Annotated in this window: 14 protein-coding genes and 2 pseudogenes; 3 read left to right on the top strand and 13 right to left on the bottom strand. The window is 66.0% G+C overall.

Translation table 11 applies throughout. From position 1 onward, the window contains the following. Window positions 1-290: 290 nt before the first annotated feature. The 9 genes and pseudogenes from OKW45_RS04690 to OKW45_RS04650 form a co-directional block, all read right to left on the bottom strand. Entirely contained in the window at window positions 291-851 is a 561-nt protein-coding gene (locus OKW45_RS04690) for a phosphonate degradation HD-domain oxygenase (protein WP_429466261.1), read from the bottom strand. Window positions 852-854: 3 nt separating this feature from the next. Next, a pseudogene (locus tag OKW45_RS04685) lies at window positions 855-1,141 on the bottom strand (aldehyde dehydrogenase family protein); the annotation flags it as partial. 195 nt (window positions 1,142-1,336) lie between these two features. Continuing rightward, window positions 1,337-2,602, bottom strand: coding sequence for a phosphonoacetate hydrolase (gene phnA, locus OKW45_RS04680; RefSeq protein WP_429466259.1), 1,266 nt, complete (start codon window positions 2,600-2,602; stop codon window positions 1,337-1,339). 118 nt (window positions 2,603-2,720) lie between these two features. Next, window positions 2,721-3,476, bottom strand: coding sequence for a phosphonate utilization associated transcriptional regulator (locus OKW45_RS04675; RefSeq protein WP_429466257.1), 756 nt, complete (start codon window positions 3,474-3,476; stop codon window positions 2,721-2,723). A 96-nt stretch (window positions 3,477-3,572) separates the two neighbouring features. Next, on the bottom strand, window positions 3,573-4,436 hold the full coding sequence (gene phnV / locus OKW45_RS04670) for a 2-aminoethylphosphonate ABC transport system, membrane component PhnV (RefSeq protein ID WP_018425042.1): 864 nt from the start codon (window positions 4,434-4,436) through the stop codon (window positions 3,573-3,575). Continuing rightward, a complete protein-coding gene (locus OKW45_RS04665) occupies window positions 4,426-5,388 on the bottom strand; it encodes a 2-aminoethylphosphonate ABC transporter permease subunit (protein ID WP_429466255.1) in 963 nt (320 codons plus the stop codon). Before OKW45_RS04665 ends, phnV begins: the two co-directional genes overlap by 11 nt. Further along, window positions 5,366-6,466 (bottom strand): 2-aminoethylphosphonate ABC transport system ATP-binding subunit PhnT, encoded by a 1,101-nt coding sequence (phnT, locus tag OKW45_RS04660; protein WP_018425040.1) that lies wholly within the window; start codon window positions 6,464-6,466, stop codon window positions 5,366-5,368. The genes OKW45_RS04665 and phnT overlap by 23 nt, the downstream gene beginning before the upstream one ends. Before the next feature lie 73 nt (window positions 6,467-6,539). Next, entirely contained in the window at window positions 6,540-7,631 is a 1,092-nt protein-coding gene (gene phnS, locus OKW45_RS04655) for a 2-aminoethylphosphonate ABC transporter substrate-binding protein (protein ID WP_429466254.1), read from the bottom strand. A 498-nt stretch (window positions 7,632-8,129) separates the two neighbouring features. Next, the gene (locus tag OKW45_RS04650; RefSeq protein WP_018425038.1) at window positions 8,130-8,885 is read right to left on the bottom strand and encodes a DeoR/GlpR family DNA-binding transcription regulator; all 756 of its coding nucleotides are present in this window, start codon (window positions 8,883-8,885) and stop codon (window positions 8,130-8,132) included. A gap of 293 nt (window positions 8,886-9,178) precedes the next feature. Between OKW45_RS04650 and OKW45_RS04645 the strand changes: the two are divergent. Together OKW45_RS04645 and OKW45_RS04640 are read left to right on the top strand one after the other, a co-directional pair. Beyond that, window positions 9,179-10,742: pseudogene (locus OKW45_RS04645) on the top strand (ABC1 kinase family protein). A gap of 86 nt (window positions 10,743-10,828) precedes the next feature. Further along, on the top strand, window positions 10,829-11,698 hold the full coding sequence (locus tag OKW45_RS04640) for a DMT family transporter (RefSeq protein WP_184008269.1): 870 nt from the start codon (window positions 10,829-10,831) through the stop codon (window positions 11,696-11,698). A 39-nt stretch (window positions 11,699-11,737) separates the two neighbouring features. On the opposite strand, the gene OKW45_RS04635 is transcribed toward OKW45_RS04640, so the two are convergent. Next, complete coding sequence (locus OKW45_RS04635) at window positions 11,738-12,685, bottom strand: L,D-transpeptidase (protein ID WP_429466252.1); 948 nt, start codon at window positions 12,683-12,685, stop codon at window positions 11,738-11,740. 448 nt (window positions 12,686-13,133) lie between these two features. Between OKW45_RS04635 and nadE the strand changes: the two genes are divergently transcribed. Then, window positions 13,134-13,994: an NAD(+) synthase gene (gene nadE / locus OKW45_RS04630; protein ID WP_429466250.1), complete on the top strand. Its 861-nt coding sequence runs from the start codon at window positions 13,134-13,136 to the stop codon at window positions 13,992-13,994. A 111-nt stretch (window positions 13,995-14,105) separates the two neighbouring features. Here the strand turns inward: nadE and OKW45_RS04625 are convergent, their stop codons facing one another. The 3 genes from OKW45_RS04625 to OKW45_RS04615 form a co-directional block, all read right to left on the bottom strand. After that, window positions 14,106-14,372, bottom strand: coding sequence for an RNA recognition motif domain-containing protein (locus OKW45_RS04625; protein WP_018425033.1), 267 nt, complete (start codon window positions 14,370-14,372; stop codon window positions 14,106-14,108). Window positions 14,373-14,799: 427 nt separating this feature from the next. Next, entirely contained in the window at window positions 14,800-15,150 is a 351-nt protein-coding gene (locus tag OKW45_RS04620; RefSeq protein ID WP_018425032.1) for a hypothetical protein, read from the bottom strand. Window positions 15,151-15,236: 86 nt separating this feature from the next. Then, complete coding sequence (locus OKW45_RS04615; protein WP_429466248.1) at window positions 15,237-15,911, bottom strand: hypothetical protein; 675 nt, start codon at window positions 15,909-15,911, stop codon at window positions 15,237-15,239. Window positions 15,912-16,037: the final 126 nt, after the last annotated feature.

The raw sequence follows: 16,037 nt of genomic DNA, 5'->3' as shown, positions 1-16,037 counted from the left end.
CCAAACCCGCCGCGCCTGAACCACTCCTGCCCGGCACTGCTTCGTTTGCGTCGCTGCGTCTGCAGCAGAGAAACGGGATTATGGAGAACTTCCGCCGGATCGTCAACAGGTTTTTATCACCCGCTTACCTGCCCACCCCGCTGAAACCCTCGCCATCAAAGGCTTCCCGCTTCTCCGCACCCCGGCGTCCGGAGCACGAAAGAGCGGAATTCTAGTCGCCGACATCGGGACTTGCAAGCGATATTTTGACCGCGCGGCGCGCAACCTACCGCGACCCAAATCACCTCGACTCATGCAGTCGCATGCGCGCGCATCGCCCGTTCGACCACGGCCAAATAATGGTCGATCCCCGGCGTCGCGCGATCCTGCTCTTTCGCGCGATCGTCCCATCGGCGCAAACGCATCGCGTCTTCGGCGTACGGTTTCTGAATAAACGCCTGCGCCTCTTCCCTGCTGAAGACCCCGCCCTGCAATTGCAAGCTGCGCACCGAGTCGGCGGACAGCTGGCCAAAATAGGTGGCGTCGATCGCGCACAGGCAGCGCTTCGCGTCGACGTGCAGACGAATCGGCTCCAGCACCGCATCCGACAACACCGGCCGCAAAAACGGCAAGGCGAAATACTGATGCAGATCGTCGACACCCCGTTCCGTCGGCGTCTCCCCTTGAAGGTTCAGCAGATGGCCGAGGTCGTGCAAGAACGCCGCGGCGACCAGTTCGTCGCTCGCGCCTTCCGCCTCGGCGAGCACGCCGCTCTGCAACGCGTGTTCGAGCTGCGTCACCGGCTCGCCGCTATACGCGAGGCTGCCGTGTCGCTCGAAGAGCACACGGATATCGTCGAGACTCAATGCCACCTGTTACTCCCAAGGTAATGAAAACGTCTTCAGATTGGTAAAGCTCTTCATCGCTTCCTGAACGCCTTCCTTCTAGCCTAGCCCTGAATCCTTGATGCCGCCGAACGGCGTCATCTCGATCCGGTAGCCCGGCACTTCCCACACGTCGACGGTGCCCACGCGCAGCTCATTAATGAACCGCGTGATCGCGTCCTGCCGGTTCGTACACACGCACGACGACAGCCCGAACGGCGTCCGTTGCTGATGCGAATCGCATCGTCGAGCGTGTCGAACGCGATGACCGGCGACACCAAGTCGGCGACGCGGCCGATCACGCCCGCGAGCGGCTCGCGCTGCGAGAACGTCGATGCTGGCGAGGGGCGCCGTGCCGACGCGCATGCCGGTATAAGGATCGAACACGTCGAGCGTCCGGGCGCGCGTCGCGCGCTCGCCGCTCAACCGCAGCGCTTCGGCGCGGAACTCAGGATGGTCCCGCGGCGCCGTGTTCATGATGTCGACACGCGATTGAGCGCGACGTCGAAGATATCGAAATTGCGCAGCCGTTTGCCTTCGCTGCCGGTGGCTGATGGCTGAACGCGCCGGTTGAACAGCAGTGGCACTTCCTGCTCGGAAATCCCGCCGTGCGAGCGCAACGGCACGGTGAGCCCGGACAGGTCGTGCTCGTCGCGCCGCGTGCCGAGCACCACATGCTTCGTGCCGATCACGACCAGATCGCCGATGCGATCCTCAGGCAGCCCGAAGCGCGCGCACGCGGCGCGTCGATCGAGCACGACTTCGATTCCCGGCAGGCGGCCGATCCGCGCAATCACGGACGCAGCATCGACCTCGCGCGGCAAATAGACCGTCGCGAACGAACCCAGCGCGCCATGATGCACGACGTACGGATCGGTGATCGGCAGAATCACGCGCGCCGTCGAGGCGTCGAGCCAGTCGTCGAGCAAGTCCTGCAGATAGATCACGTTCGGCTCGCCGGTTTGCGGATCGTGCTTCGCGTTCATACCGTGATCGGCGGTGAGGCCGATCACCCAGCCGAGCGCGTCGAGCTTCGCGAGATAGCCGTCCATCATCGCGTAGAACGCGTTCGCGCCTTCGGTGCCGGGCGCCCATTTGTGCTGGATATAGTCGGTCGTCGACAGATACATGAGGTCGAGCTTGCGTGTCCGCGCGAGCCGCACGCCGGCCGCGAACACGAATTCCGACAACCCCGCGCTATACACGTCGGGCAATGGCAGGCCAACCAGATCGAGCACGTCGTCGATGCCGTTTTCCTCGCGCGTCACCTTGTCGGCTTTCTCCGCCGAAAAGCAGATGCCCTTCAACTGCGAGCCGAGCAGCCCGCGCAGCTTGTCCTTCGCGGTGACGACGGCGACCGCGGCGCCCGCGTCGGCGGCGGCCGCGAGCAGCGTGGGCGCGCGTAGGTAGGCGGGATCGTTCATCATCACCGCCGCGCCCGCGCCGTCGTTCGCGTGGGTGTCCCAGAAGTAGTTGCCGCAGATGCCATGCACGGACGGCAATACGCCGGTCACGATCGACAGGTTGTTCGGGTTCGTGAACGACGGGATCACGCAGTCGCCGCGAAACGCCGCGCCGCCCTCGAGCATCGAAGCGATGAACGGCGCGACGCCGGCCGCGACCGCCGCTTCCAGATACGCAAACTCGCAGCCGTCGACACAGACGACGACCGTCGGTTGCGAAGGCAGCCGGTAGCTCCGGCCGTTGACTTCGATCGTGCGTTGCTCGGGGTGTGTCATCGCGTGGTTTTCCATTGCCGGGTTGTCATTGAAGGCTTCATCGCCGGGCTGTCTGTTCGTGGGGCGAAGCTGCCGCGGCGTTTGCCGGTGCGCTTGCCTCGGCTTCATCGCCGCGCCGTCATCGCCCGCGCGAGCCGGCCGCTCGCGTGCCCGCCGGGAGGCGCTGCTCGTGCGCCGCATCGCCCGCCGCCTCGCAGGCCGCATGCGCGCGCTGCAACCCGCCCTGCACATGCGCGCGCATCGACTGCGCGGCCTGCTCCGCATCGCGCGACGCGAGCGCTGTCAGAATCGCGCGATGCTCGGCGAGCGAGCGCGCCATCGCGTCGGCCTGCACGTTTAGCGCCGCTCGCCGAAACAGGCTCAACTCGCTGACGAGCCTGCGATACGTGTCGTACAACTTCGTGTTGCCCGCCGCCGCGACCAGCCCATCGTGAAACGCGAGGTTCGCGCGCGCATACGCATCGTGATCGTGCGACGCGAGCGCCGCGCGCATCGCGTCGACCCAGTCGCGCAGCACCGCGAGCTTGCCCGCATCGATGCTCGACGCGAGCATCCGGCACGCCCCCTCTTCGAGCACCGCGCGCACCGCGTAAATCTCGTCCGCCTCCGCGAGCGACACCGTCCGCACGAACACGCCGCGATTCTTCTCGGTGCGCACCAGACCCGCCTGCTCTAGCGCGCGAAACGCCTCCCGCACCGGCCCGCGCGACACCAGCAATCGCGCCGCCCAGTCGGCTTCGTTGAGCTTGTCGCCCGGCGCCAGCATGCCGCCGACGATATGCCGCTCGATCTCGTCGCGCACCAGCGTCGTCAGCGAGTGGCGGCGCACGACCTCGATCGGATCGACGGAAGCAGAGTGCATATATTCGGTCATTTTGGCAACTTTTGCCACATCTACATCGATGCTCACCGGTTCGCGCGCGTGCTTCGGATCAACCAAATCGTTCGCCGATCAGTCGGCTCAGTCGGCTCAGTCGATCCGGCGCCGCGGAGCGCGCGCCGCGATCAGCAGCAGAGCGACCAGCGAGACCAGCAGCAGAATCAGCGACAGCGCGGAAGCCGGCAGGTAATAGCCGCGTTCCACCTGCCCGACGACGACGATCGGCACCGTCGCGAAGCCTGGCGGATATACGGTCAACGTCGCGCCGAGTTCGCCGAGCGACAGCGCAAAGCCGAGCGCGAGACTCGCGCGTATCGCCGGCACCAGTTGCGGCAACACGACGCGACGCAGCACCATCGACGGCGGCGCTCCGAGGCTCGCGGCCGCTTCGCGCAACACGGTCAGCTCCGGGCGCAGCGCGGCGGCCGCGCAGCGGTAGCAGAACGGCAGTACCAGCGCGAGCTGCACGAACACCACGATCGCCGCCGAGCTCGACAGATCGAGCGGCCGTTTGTGATACGCGATCAGCACCGCGAGGCCGAGCACGACGCTCGGCACGCCGTTGGGCATCATCGCGATCGTGTCGACGACGGCGCCGAGGCCGCGCCGGTCGCGTCCTTCGAGCGCGAGCGCCAGCCACAAACCGAGGATCGTGCCGAGCACCGCGACGCCCATGCCGACTTCGAGGCTGGTGGTCAGCGCGTCGAAGTCGCTCGAACCGAGGCGCTCGAACCAGCGCATGCTGAAGCCGTCGGGCAGGATCGTGCCGGACCAGTGCGACGCGACGCTCGATAGCGCGACGACCAACACCGGCAGCACGAACAGCCAGAAGCACAGCAGCGCGGCAAAGCCGAGAAACAGACCGCCGAGCAGTCGCACCGCGAGACTGTGCCGCACCGGCCGGCCCTTCTTGTGCATGACCGGCAGCACGGTCGGATCGAGTTCAACGGCCATGACCGGCTCCTTTCACCTTGCGACGATTGACGCGCCGGTACAACGCGTACAACGACAACGACATCAACAGCATCACGACCGCGCCGGCGGCGGCGGTCGGCAGATCGAGATCGACAGTGGCGGCGCTGTAGATCGCGACCGGCAGCGTGATCAGATGGGCGCTGCCGAGCACCAGCAGAATGCCGAACTCGTTGAGCGTCAGCAGAAAACACAGGATCGTGCCGGCCGCGATGCCCGGCCACGCGAGCGGCAGGATCACCTTGAACGCGACCATCAGGCCGTTCGCGCCGAGGCTGCGCGCGGCTTCGATCAGTCGCTGGTCGAGCAGCGCGAACGATGCCAACGTCGGACGTACGACGAACGGCGTATAGAACACGACTTCCGCGAGAATCACGCCGCCGATGCCGAACAGAAAATCGAGCGGCGGCGCCTGCAGATTGAACAGCCGCTGCAGCCCGATGCTGACCGAGCCTTGCGAGCCGTACAGAAAGATCAGCGTGAACGCGACCAGAAACGACGGGAACGCGACGAACAGTTCGAGAAAGCGCGTGACCAGGCGCGCGCCCGGAAACGGCTTGAAGAACAGCAGCGACGCGAGCGCCACGCCGAGCAGCGACGCCAGGCTCGCACTCGCGAACAGGATGCCGAGCGTGGTGCCGATCACGCCGCGCGTTTCGGGGTTACCGAAGAACATTACGTACGCGTGGCCAGACAGGCCATGCGCGCCGGTCAGACTCAGCATCACGAGCCGCACCAGCGGATAGATGACGAGCGGTCCGAGCACCACGACTGCAATGAACAGCAGATGCCATTGCGCGAGGCGCTCGCGCCGCTTGACGGCGGCCGCGTGCGCCGCCGCGCTCGCGAGACGGCGCGCGGCGGCGGCTTCGACCTCGGCTTGCGTGGCAAGGTCGAGCGGGTTGGACGTATCAGGGCTTGATAAGGACGACATCGCCAGCCTCGTAACGCAGGGAAACACGCGCGCCCTTCTCCGGCGTCATGCCGAGACCACGCTGCATCGTGACGAGCACGGGGTCGTTCGGCAGCGCATCGAGCACGACCGATACCGACAAGGCCGCGCCGTACCACTCGACCGACGCGATCGCGCCGTGCAACTGCCCCTCTCCGAGCGGCACGATGCGCAGCGCCTCCGGACGCAGACACGCGACACGTTCGCGCTCGTTGTAGCGCGCGTCGTCCATGCCGAACGCGACCTGCGGCGGCAGCAGATTGGCCGCGCCGAGGTAGCGCGCGACGAAGCCGTCGGCCGGCGAGTCGTACAGCTGCTGCGGCGTCCCGAGCTGCGCGATATGGCCATCGCGCATCAGCAGCGTGCGGTCGGACAGCACGAGCGCGTCGTCCTGATCGTGCGTCACGCAGACGATCGTCAGATTCGGCAGACGTTCATGCAGCGCCTTCAGTTCGGAGCGCACCGACGCGCGCAGATTGGCATCGAGCGCGGACAGCGGTTCGTCGAGCAGCAGCACGTCGGGCTCGATCACGAGCGCGCGGGCGAGCGCCACGCGCTGCTGCATGCCGCCCGACAGTTGCGCGGGCATCACGTGACCGGCATCGCCGAGCTGCACGAGCTTCAGCACCTCGGCGACGCGGCGCGCGACGTCGCGCGCCGGAATACGCCGCGCGCGCAACCCGAACGCGACGTTCTCGAATACCGTCAGATGCGGAAACAGCGCGTAGCTCTGGAACAGCAGTCCGAGGTTGCGCTTGTGCGGGGGCATGTGCGTCAGATCGCGGCCGGCCACCGTCAGCGTGCCGGCCAGACCGTCGGCCTCGATGAAGCCCGCGATGAAGCGCAGCAAGGTCGTCTTGCCGCAGCCGCTGCGCCCGAGCACGGTGAGCAACTCGCCGCGCCGGATGGTCAACGACAGATCGTCGAGCACCGTGCGCGCGCCGAAGCGCACCGTCAGGTGATCGATCTGCACGCCGCCGGGCGCGTCCGAACGCGCGGCGTCGAGCGCATCCAGCGGAGCGCCAGGCGCAGTGGGGTGAGCGAGACTGGCCGTATTCACCGGAGTCGTCCTCCAACAGGATTAATGCTGATGCGGCGCCGCGCATTACGTGCGAAGCGCCGACTGAATCGACTTACTTCGGCTTGACCACTTCGATCTCTTTGCCCGACGAACCGATCACGTCGCTCTTCCAGCGCGCGGTCCAGTCGGCCTTCTTCGCCATCACGTGGTTCCAGTCGACCGGAATCAGCTTGACGCCGCTGATCGCCTGCTTGACCGCTTCGCCGTTCTTGCCGGCGAGCGGCACGTCGCTGCGAGCCGGAATGCCGAAGATGTCCGGCACCTTCGACTGCACTTGCGTCGACATCAGATAGTCGATCAGCTTCTTGCCCTCGGCCTGGTTCGGACCGTTCTTGATCAGCGCGATCGCGTACGGCAGCTGGAACGTGGTCGGCTGACCGCCGGGCGTGGCGGCGAGGAACACCGGTTTCAGCGACAGGCCGCCGTTGGCCGCGTCGTCGAGATCCATCTGCAGATCGCCGTTGGCGACCGCGATCTCGTTACGCGACAGCAGTACGTCGAGATAGCCCGTGCCCTTGGTGTGGAACTTGGCGCTCTGCTCGAGCTTCTTCAGATAGTCGAATGCCTGGTCTTCGCCCATCAGCGACGAGGTCAGGATGATCACCGCCATGCCGTCGCCGGCGGTCGCCGGATTCGAATACGCGACCTTGCCGGTGAAGTCCGGGTGCAGCAGGTCCGCGAACGTCTTCGGCTGGGTTTTCGTGACTTCGGGGTTGATCGCGAACGAGAAGTAGTTGTTCACGAAGGTCGCCCACGCGCCGTTCGGCGCCTTCGCGATGGCCGGCACGTTCTTGTAGTTGGCGCTCTGGTACGCCTGCAGCAGGCCGCTCTGGTCGGCCTGCTGAATGAACGGCGGCAGTGTGACGAGCACGTCGGCCTTCGGCTGATCCTTCTCGATGGTCGCGCGGTTCACGACTTCGCCGCTACCCGCCGTGACGATATTGACCTTCACGCCCTCCTTCTTTTCGAAGGCCGGCAGCACATCCTTGTACAGATTTTCGAGGCCGTCGGCCGTGTACAGCACGACGGCGTCGGCCGCATGAGCCTGCATCGCGGCACCGCCGAACGCGGCCGCGGCGACCAGCGCCGGCAGCAGTTTGCGCGCGAGGCCGGCCGCAGCGTGAAGGGAATTCGTCTTTTTCATGTCGCTCTCTCCGAAGCTAAAAACCAGACGGTCGGGATAACCCATACCTGCAGTGATTGAACGGCGGCACGCTTGCGTGTTGCCCGCTGCGGTTGCCGCGCCGGTGTGTCGTGGATTGCAGATTGCAGACAACTTTGCCGCTTCTCGCCCAGTCTGACTGACAGCCCCCTACCACACCCGCGCTGTCTGCCGCGCTGAGCGGGCACGGCAAGAATTACAGGTTTCGATGACAAGGCCATGACGATTGCGCCGAATTCCAAAAAAAGACACAAATTGCCAACTCGCGCCAACCGATGGAATTCGTCGCGCCACCCAGAAGCGGACCCCGCGCGCCGATCCCGTGTGGATCGTACATGGCGAAAATGACGATGTCTGCACGGTGCGTCGGGAAATTGCGGAGGGGGCGGGTGGCTTTTTTCTTTAGATTTTGGCGGGCGCGGAATGTCGCTCAGCGCGAGCTGGGTACGAACGCGGCGGGAACCGCCCCGCCAGGCCGTCTCAGGCGATCAGAATCTCCGGACCATGCGCGGTGATCGCCTTGCCAAGCGCGTGCTCGGGCGCCAGTTCGGTGACCAGATACCGCGCCGACTCGATCCCGTTGATGCGCACCGGCGTCACGCGTCCGAATTTCGAGTGATCGGCGACGACGACCACCATGTCGGCCGCGGCGATCATGCGGCTGCGTACTTCGGCCGCCATGCGGCTGTAGTCGGTGAGATAGCCGTCCGGCGAAATTCCGCCCGCGCCAATGAACGCGAAATCGGCATGGTACTGCGTGAGCTGCTGAACCGTGTCGAGGCCGAAGGTCGCGTCTTCGATATCGGACAGCTCGCCGCCGAGCAGCGTCACGCGATTGTCGTTGCGTCGGCCGAGCAGCAGCGCGATGCGCCAGTCGTTGGTGTAGACCGTCAGCCGATGCCGGTCGAGCAGCGCGCGCGCGACCGACTGCGTGGTGCTGCCCGAATCGATGATCAGCGATGCGCCGTCCGGCACGAACTCGGCCGCGCGCTCGCCGATCGCACGCTTCGCGCCGGCGTTCTCGGCTTCGCGCGTATCGAGATCGGGCTCGCGCCGATCGCTCGACAACGCGCCGCCGTGTGTCGTCACAAGCAGGCCGCGGCCGGCCAGCGCGTTGAGGTCGCGACGGATCGTTTCGCGCGATACGTTCAGTTCGCGCACCAGTTCGGCGACCGACAGCGCGCCGTTCTTTGCGACTTGCGCGAGGATGTATTGATGACGTTGTTCTGCGAGCATCTGAGAAGGCCGAGAGCCGGCACGCTTGGGTTTCGCCGTGGTTGAGGCAGGCCGCCGTATTGTATTACGCGTATTGCGCGTTGTTAGTGCTGGCGTGCAGGTGGCGCTCAGGTGGCGTGGAGGGCGCGTTCATGGCGCGCTCGGCTTGCATCGAGCCGCCCTTGCGCGAACACGCCAGCCATCGCGCCGACCTGCTAACCTTGACGGCTGGACTCGCCGGCCATGCGGCGAACGCAACGCCGCCGCCCGGCCGAGTCCCGCGCACAACGCCTCGCCCGTCAACCGAACCGCCGATGCCGCCACTGTTTCGCCGTCTACTGCTGCTGTTCCATGCGCTGCGTTACGGCGCGCGCCTGATCTGGCTCGCCGCCCCGCCCGACCACAAGCTGCACTGGATGATCGAACTGATCGGCCGCGTGCATGCGTCGGAGCGCAGCGGCGCGCAGTTGCATGGTCTGCTGCCGGCGCTCGGTCCGCTCGCGAGCCGCTTCGCGCAGACGCTCGCCAGGCGCCCCGAGCTCGCGAGCGGCACGCTGCATGACGCGCTGGACGCCATCGATCACATGGAAGTGCCGCTGTCGCCGGACGACTCCGCGCTGGCTTTGACTCGCGCGTTTGGCCGGCCGCTCGGCGAGCTGTTCAGCGCGGTCGACCTCGTGCCGGTACGCAGCGGCTTCGCCGAGCAGACCCATTTCGCGCGGCTCGCGATGCCGATCAAAGGTCATCACGAAGTCGCCGTCAAGCTCGTGCGCGCGCAGCAATTGCAACAGATCGGCGATGAACTCGCCTTGTTACGCTGGGTCGCGCGCTGGCTCGAAAAGCTGTCGCGCGTCGCGCGGCGGCTGCAGTTGCGCGCGCTCGCGCAAACCTTCACCGACGACGTCCTGCGCCGCTTCGACCTGCGCGCCGAAGCCGCGAACCTGAGCCAGACCGGCCACCATTTCGACGGCGACAAGCGCATCGTCGTGCCGGACGTGATCTGGGAACTGTGCACCGACCACACGCTGACGATGCAGCGCATCGACACGCTGCCCGCGAGCGACCTGCCCGGTCTGCACGCGCACGGCATCAAGCTGGCGCCGCTCGCCGCGCATATCGTCGAGGTCGTCACCGAGCAGGCATTCGAGCATGGCTTCTTCCACGCGACGCTCGATGCGCGCCGCGTGCGCGCCAGCATCGAGCCGGACACGCTCGGGCGCCTCGTGCTCGCGGAGTTCTCGATCATGGCGACGCTGTCGAGCGGCGAGCGCGAATTTTTCGTGCACGGCGCGACCGCGTTGTTCGACCAGGACTACGGGCGGCTCGCCGACATGCATCGCGAGGCCGGCCACGTGCCGGACGACACGCGCGCCGAGCTGCTCGAAGCCGAGTTGCGTACGCGCGCCGAAGCGCACTTCGCGGCGGCGCCCGAGGATCGCTCGGCGGGTTCGCTGTTTCATCATCTGCTGCACGGCGTGCAACCGTTCGACGGCCACGTGCCGGGCCGGCTCGCGATCGCGCAGCGCTCGTTCCAGCAGGCGGAGATGCTCGCGCGGGCGCTGCATCCGGGCATCGATACATGGAACATCGCGCGCGGGGTGCTCGCCGATATCGCGCGACGCGAGACGCGATCTCGATCATCGCGGCTGGCTCAAGCGACTGTCACACGAGCTGCCGCATCTCGCGCATATGCTGCCGCGCGTGCCGCAACTGGCGGTGCGCTATCTGCAGCAGCACGATCGCACCGGCACCCCGCAGCAGAACGCGCAACTGCTCGCGGATCTCGCGCGCGAATACCGGCGCACGCGCTGGCTGCTGTGGGCGTGCGTCGTCGGTGGCGGCGTTCTCGGAGCGGGAATGACGCTGCTCGCGTGGTGACGGGCCCGCGCGCGCATTGCAGCTTTGAACAAGACGCGCGCCGCCCATGCCGCCAACATGGCGGCTTTTTCACGCCTCCCGCCTCGATGCTCGCTGCCTTTCTTGCCGCCGTCTTCGTCGTGCTGTGGTCGACCGGTTTCGTGGTCGCCCGCGCGATCACGCCTTACGCCGATCCCAATCTGTTTCTGCTCGCCCGCTTCGGCGGCACCGCGCTGGTCTTCGCGCTGGCCGCGCTGGTCGCGCGCTCGGCCTGGCCGACCGGACGCAACTTCGGCAAGCACCTGGCCGCGGGCGCACTGCTGCAGGGCGTCTATCTCGGCGCCGGCTACTGGGCCGTCGCGCAAGGTCTGAGCGCGGGCGTGATGGCCTTGCTCGGCGCGCTGCAGCCGCTCGCGACGGCCGCCGTCGCCGCGCCGCTGTTCGGCGAGCGCTTGTCGCGGCGCGGCTGGAGCGGCATGGCGCTCGGCCTCGCCGGCGTCGTGCTGGTGCTCGCGCCAAAGCTCGCTGCCGCGACGCCGCCCACGCACGGCAACGCACCCGCGTGGCTGGTCGTGCTGATATCGATCGTCGCGGTGGGGGCGATCACGGCGGGCACGCTGTTCCAGAAGACCTCGCTTGCAAAGGCCGACATTCGCAGCGCGAGCGCCGTGCAGAACGTAGGCGCGGCGATAGTCGCGGGGGTGCTGGCGCTCGCGCTCGGTGAGCATCGCTGGATCGCCTCGCCGACGCTGTGGGCGTCGCTTGCGTGGGGCATCGTGATGCTATCCGGCATCAGCGTCACATTGCTCGTCTGGATGGTCCGGCGCGGCGATGCGGCGCGCGCGACCGCGCTGCTGTTTCTTGCGCCGCCGCTTGCCGCGCTCGAAGGGTATCTGGGGTTCGGCGAAACGCTGCTGCCAGTGCAGATCGCCGGGTTTGCGGTCGCGCTTGCTGGCGTGTTGTTGGCGAGGTCGTGATGAGGGGCGGCGCGCGTCAGTATTGCTACAAAGCGCCCGTCAGTCGGCCGTATCCGCGCGCGCGGGCATTTTCGCTCGCGCAACCGCGCCCGGTGCTGGCGACCACGCCGGCCGACTCTTGCGCCGCGAATCGACCACGACGATAAAACGCCCCGCCCACGGCATGATCTGCCGGTCGCTTTTCAGCACCCACAGCGATTGGCCGGAATCGACGACCTGCGCATATTCTGCGTCGAGAATCCCGTAGTGATCGAGAAACGTGTTCAGCGATGCGGGAATCCGCACGCAGCCCTTCGAATGACGAATGCCGAGCACCGGTTCGAGCCGCTCGGGGTCGGTCGCGTGCATCTGGAAGCGCATCTGCGACATGCCGCCTTTGCCCCACCCGCGTTCACCCTGCGCCCAGCCGAAATCGAAGATGCGCATATCGCGCCGTCCGTAGCCGCGAATATGGTTTTCGTTCTGCGTGCCCTCGGAGCGGAAATCCATGTTGTCGGGCGTATGTTCGAACACACCGAGCGGCGTGATGAAGTGGTCGTACTCGCCGGGCCGTCCCGTGGATACCGGCGATGCGCCGATCATCTGCCAGTTGTCGGCGGGCGCCGGGCGGAAGTAAATCAGGAGCGCCTGCACGTTCGCATTGCGATCGACGAGCACCACGTACTCGCCCGACAGATTGCCAAGCTCGTTCTCATTGAGCGCCGTCTCCAGACGGTCGGCGTACGCGCGCTGCTCCGCGACGGGCAGTCTGAGCCGGCGCGTCACGTCCTGCACGAATACGTCGCGCAGCAGGAATGCGCGGCGCGGATCGACGACGCCAGCCGCGTCGGGCGCGGCGACGGTGGCGGCGTCGATCGTGGGCAACGGCCGGCTCGCGCCATTCCACGCGTTGGCCGGATTGGCCAGATTCACCGTATGCGCCGCCGATGTCGCGAATGTAGGCGACTGAGCGCTACCGGGCGCCGCCGCATGAACCCGCCCCGCCATCGCACCGGCACTCGAGACGACGGCTGCGCAAACCCATGCGCAAAACCTCAGGCGGTTCAATCCAGGCTGGCCAGGCCGATCTGGGTATCTCATCGCGTCTTGGAGCAAACATGATTATTATTGACTGCACGCCGGGTCCCTGCGGCGTTCGGAATGATCGATGTTATCAGCGAATCGAGGCGTGTCGATGAAAATACCTTCTAACCTGCGAACTCTTCAAAAATGATCGGCTATTTTTCGACAATCTACATGCCAGCGAAAAGGGAATTAATACGCAATTAAATCGGTCGTTGGAAACTCAAACCCCAAAAGGCAATATACGATTTCTTTCGACGAAAGTAGACCGAAGACGGCAGCACGTGCCGATACTCACGCCGTTTTTCAACCTGCTTGCAATCTGTTTCAAGCCACTTCAATCGCTCTTTCTCTCGCGAGGACAACAACGATCATGGCTCAATCCGATCCAGCCGCGCGCCAGGCCCGCATCGCGACCGAAATGCACGTCGCCGCCGAATTCGACGCAAGCCGCGAAATCGAGCGCCGGGTCGATTTTCTGGCGAACTATCTGCACAATAGCCACCTGAGAACTTATGTGCTCGGCATTAGCGGCGGCGTCGATTCGACGACGGCCGGGCGTCTCGCGCAACTCGCGGTCGAGCGTTTGCGGGCGAACCATTACGACGCGCGTTTCGTCGCCGTCCGTCTGCCTTACGGCAAACAACGCGATGAAGCGGATGCGCTCGAGGCATTACGCTTCATTCGCGCCGACGAAAATCTGACTATCGATATCAAACCCGCAGCCGATGCGATGCTCGAGTCGCTCGATAAAAGCGGCGTGTCGCTCAAGGACGAATCCCAGCGGGATTTCGTGCACGGCAATATCAAGGCGCGCCAGCGGATGATCGCGCAATACGCGGTGGCTGGCGCGCGCTCGGGGGTCGTGATCGGAACGGACCACGCGGCCGAATCGGTGATGGGCTTTTTCACGAAGTTCGGCGACGGCGGCGCCGACGTGCTGCCGCTCGCCGGGCTCAGCAAGCGCCGCGTGCGTGCGGTCGCGAATACGCTCGGCGCGCCCGACGCGTTGGCGCACAAAGTGCCGACCGCCGACCTCGAGATGCTGCGGCCGCTTCGTCCCGACGAAGACGCATATGGCATCCCATACGACGCGATCGACGATTTTCTCGAAGGCAAGCCGGTCAGCGATACCGTGCGTGACGTGGTCCTGCAGTTTTACAACGCGACGCGTCACAAGCGGGCGCTGCCGTATACGCCGTTCGACTGGCCGGCGTCGCCGGATGGGCAATGATGCGCCCGCGAACGGCACTCTCAAACGAATAAAGGCGGTGGACATGCGCGCGTCGTCGCGCCTGTCCACCGCCTTCGAAAACAATAGAGCTTACTGCACCGCCCGCAGCGCTTACTGCTCCGGCGGCGGTTCGTCGCTGAACAGATCGGCGCTCGCTTCGAGCGGCTGGCCACCCAGTTGCTTGCCGTGAATCTGCCGCGCGATCACGTCGCCGACATACGGCACGCTCGCGTCGAGTTCGACCGTCGCGTAGGCGCCGGGCTTGCCGGCGTCCACCACCTCGACGTGTTTCGCGTAATGGCCGAGTTCGCGCTTCAGAAATTCCCGCACGTCCTGCTCGCTGCACGATTCGGCGATATTGCGCACGGTCAGGTTCATGCGGCCTACCCTCGCCGCGCCTGGCGGTCCGTCCGTCGGTCAGGGCTTGCGATAGGCACCGGTCGCAGCGCGGCTCGCTGCTTCGTCTGAGTCGCGCCGAGTGCGCGAAGTGCGACCACGCCGGTCGCGCCGGCTAACCCCATAGCGAGCCATGACAAGTAGAAGGCCATCGTTCAAATCTCCTGTGCGAATTTCATCCTGTTGTCAGGATAGCCCGCTTCGACAGCGAACACACTGTGACGCAGTGTCGTAGGCAATGGCGAAACATCCCCGTCGATGCACTGTACCTGAATCAGCCGCGCCAATCCTGGGAAAACATCGGCTGCCTCAGCACCTTGCATGCCTGGCCAGCTCCGGCCCGGCACGCAGACCTATCGTCGAAAGCATCGTGCGGGGGACGTAGGCAAAGGCGGACTGATCGCGCCGATCAGTCCGCCGCTTGCACGTTCGCCGCGCTCACCCACCACGCATTCTTACCTTGCGGCAGACGGACCAGCACCGCGGAAGGATCCTCGACGCCGTCGTCGGCGATCTGGCATACCGGCAGGCCGTCGGGCAGGCGCTTCACTTCGCCAGCGGCCTCGAACAGCGCGATTCGCTGCGCATCCAGCGGGCGCAGTTGCCGATACACGTCGAAGCTGAGCGCCGCGGGCACGTCGCCGCGAATCTCGAGCTCATTGGCGCGCGCGCAATGCGCGGGCGCGACGGCAACCGCGGCGGCGCTGCCGCTCAGGCAGCCGATCGTCAGCGCGACGGCGGCGAGACGGGAATGGGTCATCGTGTTTCTCCGAAAAAAGTAAGGGGCAGCGAACCGCGGTTCCGCGAGGAATGCGCAGCGTGCGGACGCGCGAGCACGTGACGCGCTCAACGCTCGCGGGCATGCGCGTCGCCGCGTCGGCTGTCTTCGCTGTCGACGCCATCGTCGTCGCGAGTCGCGAACTCGAGCCGGCTCACGTCGCAGGACGCCTGGCCAAAGCCCGCATACACCGCCGACCAGTTGCCGACGATCACCGCTTGCGCCTGCGCGAGACTCAGCTTGCCTTCGCAGACGCAACGCTTGAGCATCGCTGCCGCGCGTGCCTTGCGGCGCTCGCCCTGCGGGCCGGACCACGGCAATAGATCGAGATTGGCCGGCGCATCGGGCGATCCGCCGAGCATGACCGGCACACGCCGGTCGAGCGCGAACGCGGCGACGTCATCCGCATCGATGCCGCGTGCGGCAAGCATGCGATCCTTGTGCGCCATCAGCTCGTCGAACGGCGGCGCGACGGTTTCCGCATAACCGGGGCGGCAAATCGTTTGGCCGATCGACTGCTGGGTCACGCGTTCGTCGAGCACGGCGCTCGGTTGCGCGGCGGCATCTCCGATGCGCAGCGCCAGCAGTGCGCCAACGGTGACGAGCAGCGCACGGTGCGTGATACGCACGCGCGGGCGAAGGACGCGCCTGCGTCCGAGCCGCGGCGCGTTGGCCGCGTCATTGGTGCTGGTCGTGTCGCGGGAAAGACCGCGCCGATGCGTGTCTGCGATGCCTGCGTTCATTCGTCGGCGCGCCGGCGGCGGCACGCGGTAGTTCAATTCGCAAGGCAATTAAAACACATTCAATATGGATGAGTACAAAAGCCGGACATGACGGCGCGCCGTTTGCTGGCTCGCGGCAGCCGCCGC

The organism is Paraburkholderia lebeckiae, assembly GCF_050436225.1.
In the GTDB taxonomy this organism is placed as follows: domain Bacteria; phylum Pseudomonadota; class Gammaproteobacteria; order Burkholderiales; family Burkholderiaceae; genus Paraburkholderia; species Paraburkholderia tuberum.
The sequence above is the reverse complement of the archived record's forward strand: the minus strand, read 5'-3'. Positions and strand labels throughout refer to the sequence as shown.

Bases quoted from the DNA above. Each gene is read 5' to 3' on its own strand.
- phnA (WP_429466259.1), bottom strand. From the start codon at position 2,602: ATGACACACCCCGAGCAACGCACGATCGAAGTCAACGGCCGGAGCTAC.
- OKW45_RS04675 (WP_429466257.1), bottom strand. From the start codon at position 3,476: ATGACCGAATATATGCACTCTGCTTCCGTCGATCCGATCGAGGTCGTG.
- phnV (WP_018425042.1), bottom strand. From the start codon at position 4,436: ATGGCCGTTGAACTCGATCCGACCGTGCTGCCGGTCATGCACAAGAAG.
- OKW45_RS04665 (WP_429466255.1), bottom strand. From the start codon at position 5,388: ATGTCGTCCTTATCAAGCCCTGATACGTCCAACCCGCTCGACCTTGCC.
- phnS (WP_429466254.1), bottom strand. From the start codon at position 7,631: ATGAAAAAGACGAATTCCCTTCACGCTGCGGCCGGCCTCGCGCGCAAA.
- OKW45_RS04650 (WP_018425038.1), bottom strand. From the start codon at position 8,885: ATGCTCGCAGAACAACGTCATCAATACATCCTCGCGCAAGTCGCAAAG.
- OKW45_RS04640 (WP_184008269.1), top strand. From the start codon at position 10,829: ATGCTCGCTGCCTTTCTTGCCGCCGTCTTCGTCGTGCTGTGGTCGACC.
- OKW45_RS04635 (WP_429466252.1), bottom strand. From the start codon at position 12,685: ATGGCGGGGCGGGTTCATGCGGCGGCGCCCGGTAGCGCTCAGTCGCCT.
- nadE (WP_429466250.1), top strand. From the start codon at position 13,134: ATGGCTCAATCCGATCCAGCCGCGCGCCAGGCCCGCATCGCGACCGAA.
- OKW45_RS04625 (WP_018425033.1), bottom strand. From the start codon at position 14,372: ATGAACCTGACCGTGCGCAATATCGCCGAATCGTGCAGCGAGCAGGAC.
- OKW45_RS04620 (WP_018425032.1), bottom strand. From the start codon at position 15,150: ATGACCCATTCCCGTCTCGCCGCCGTCGCGCTGACGATCGGCTGCCTG.
- OKW45_RS04615 (WP_429466248.1), bottom strand. From the start codon at position 15,911: ATGAACGCAGGCATCGCAGACACGCATCGGCGCGGTCTTTCCCGCGAC.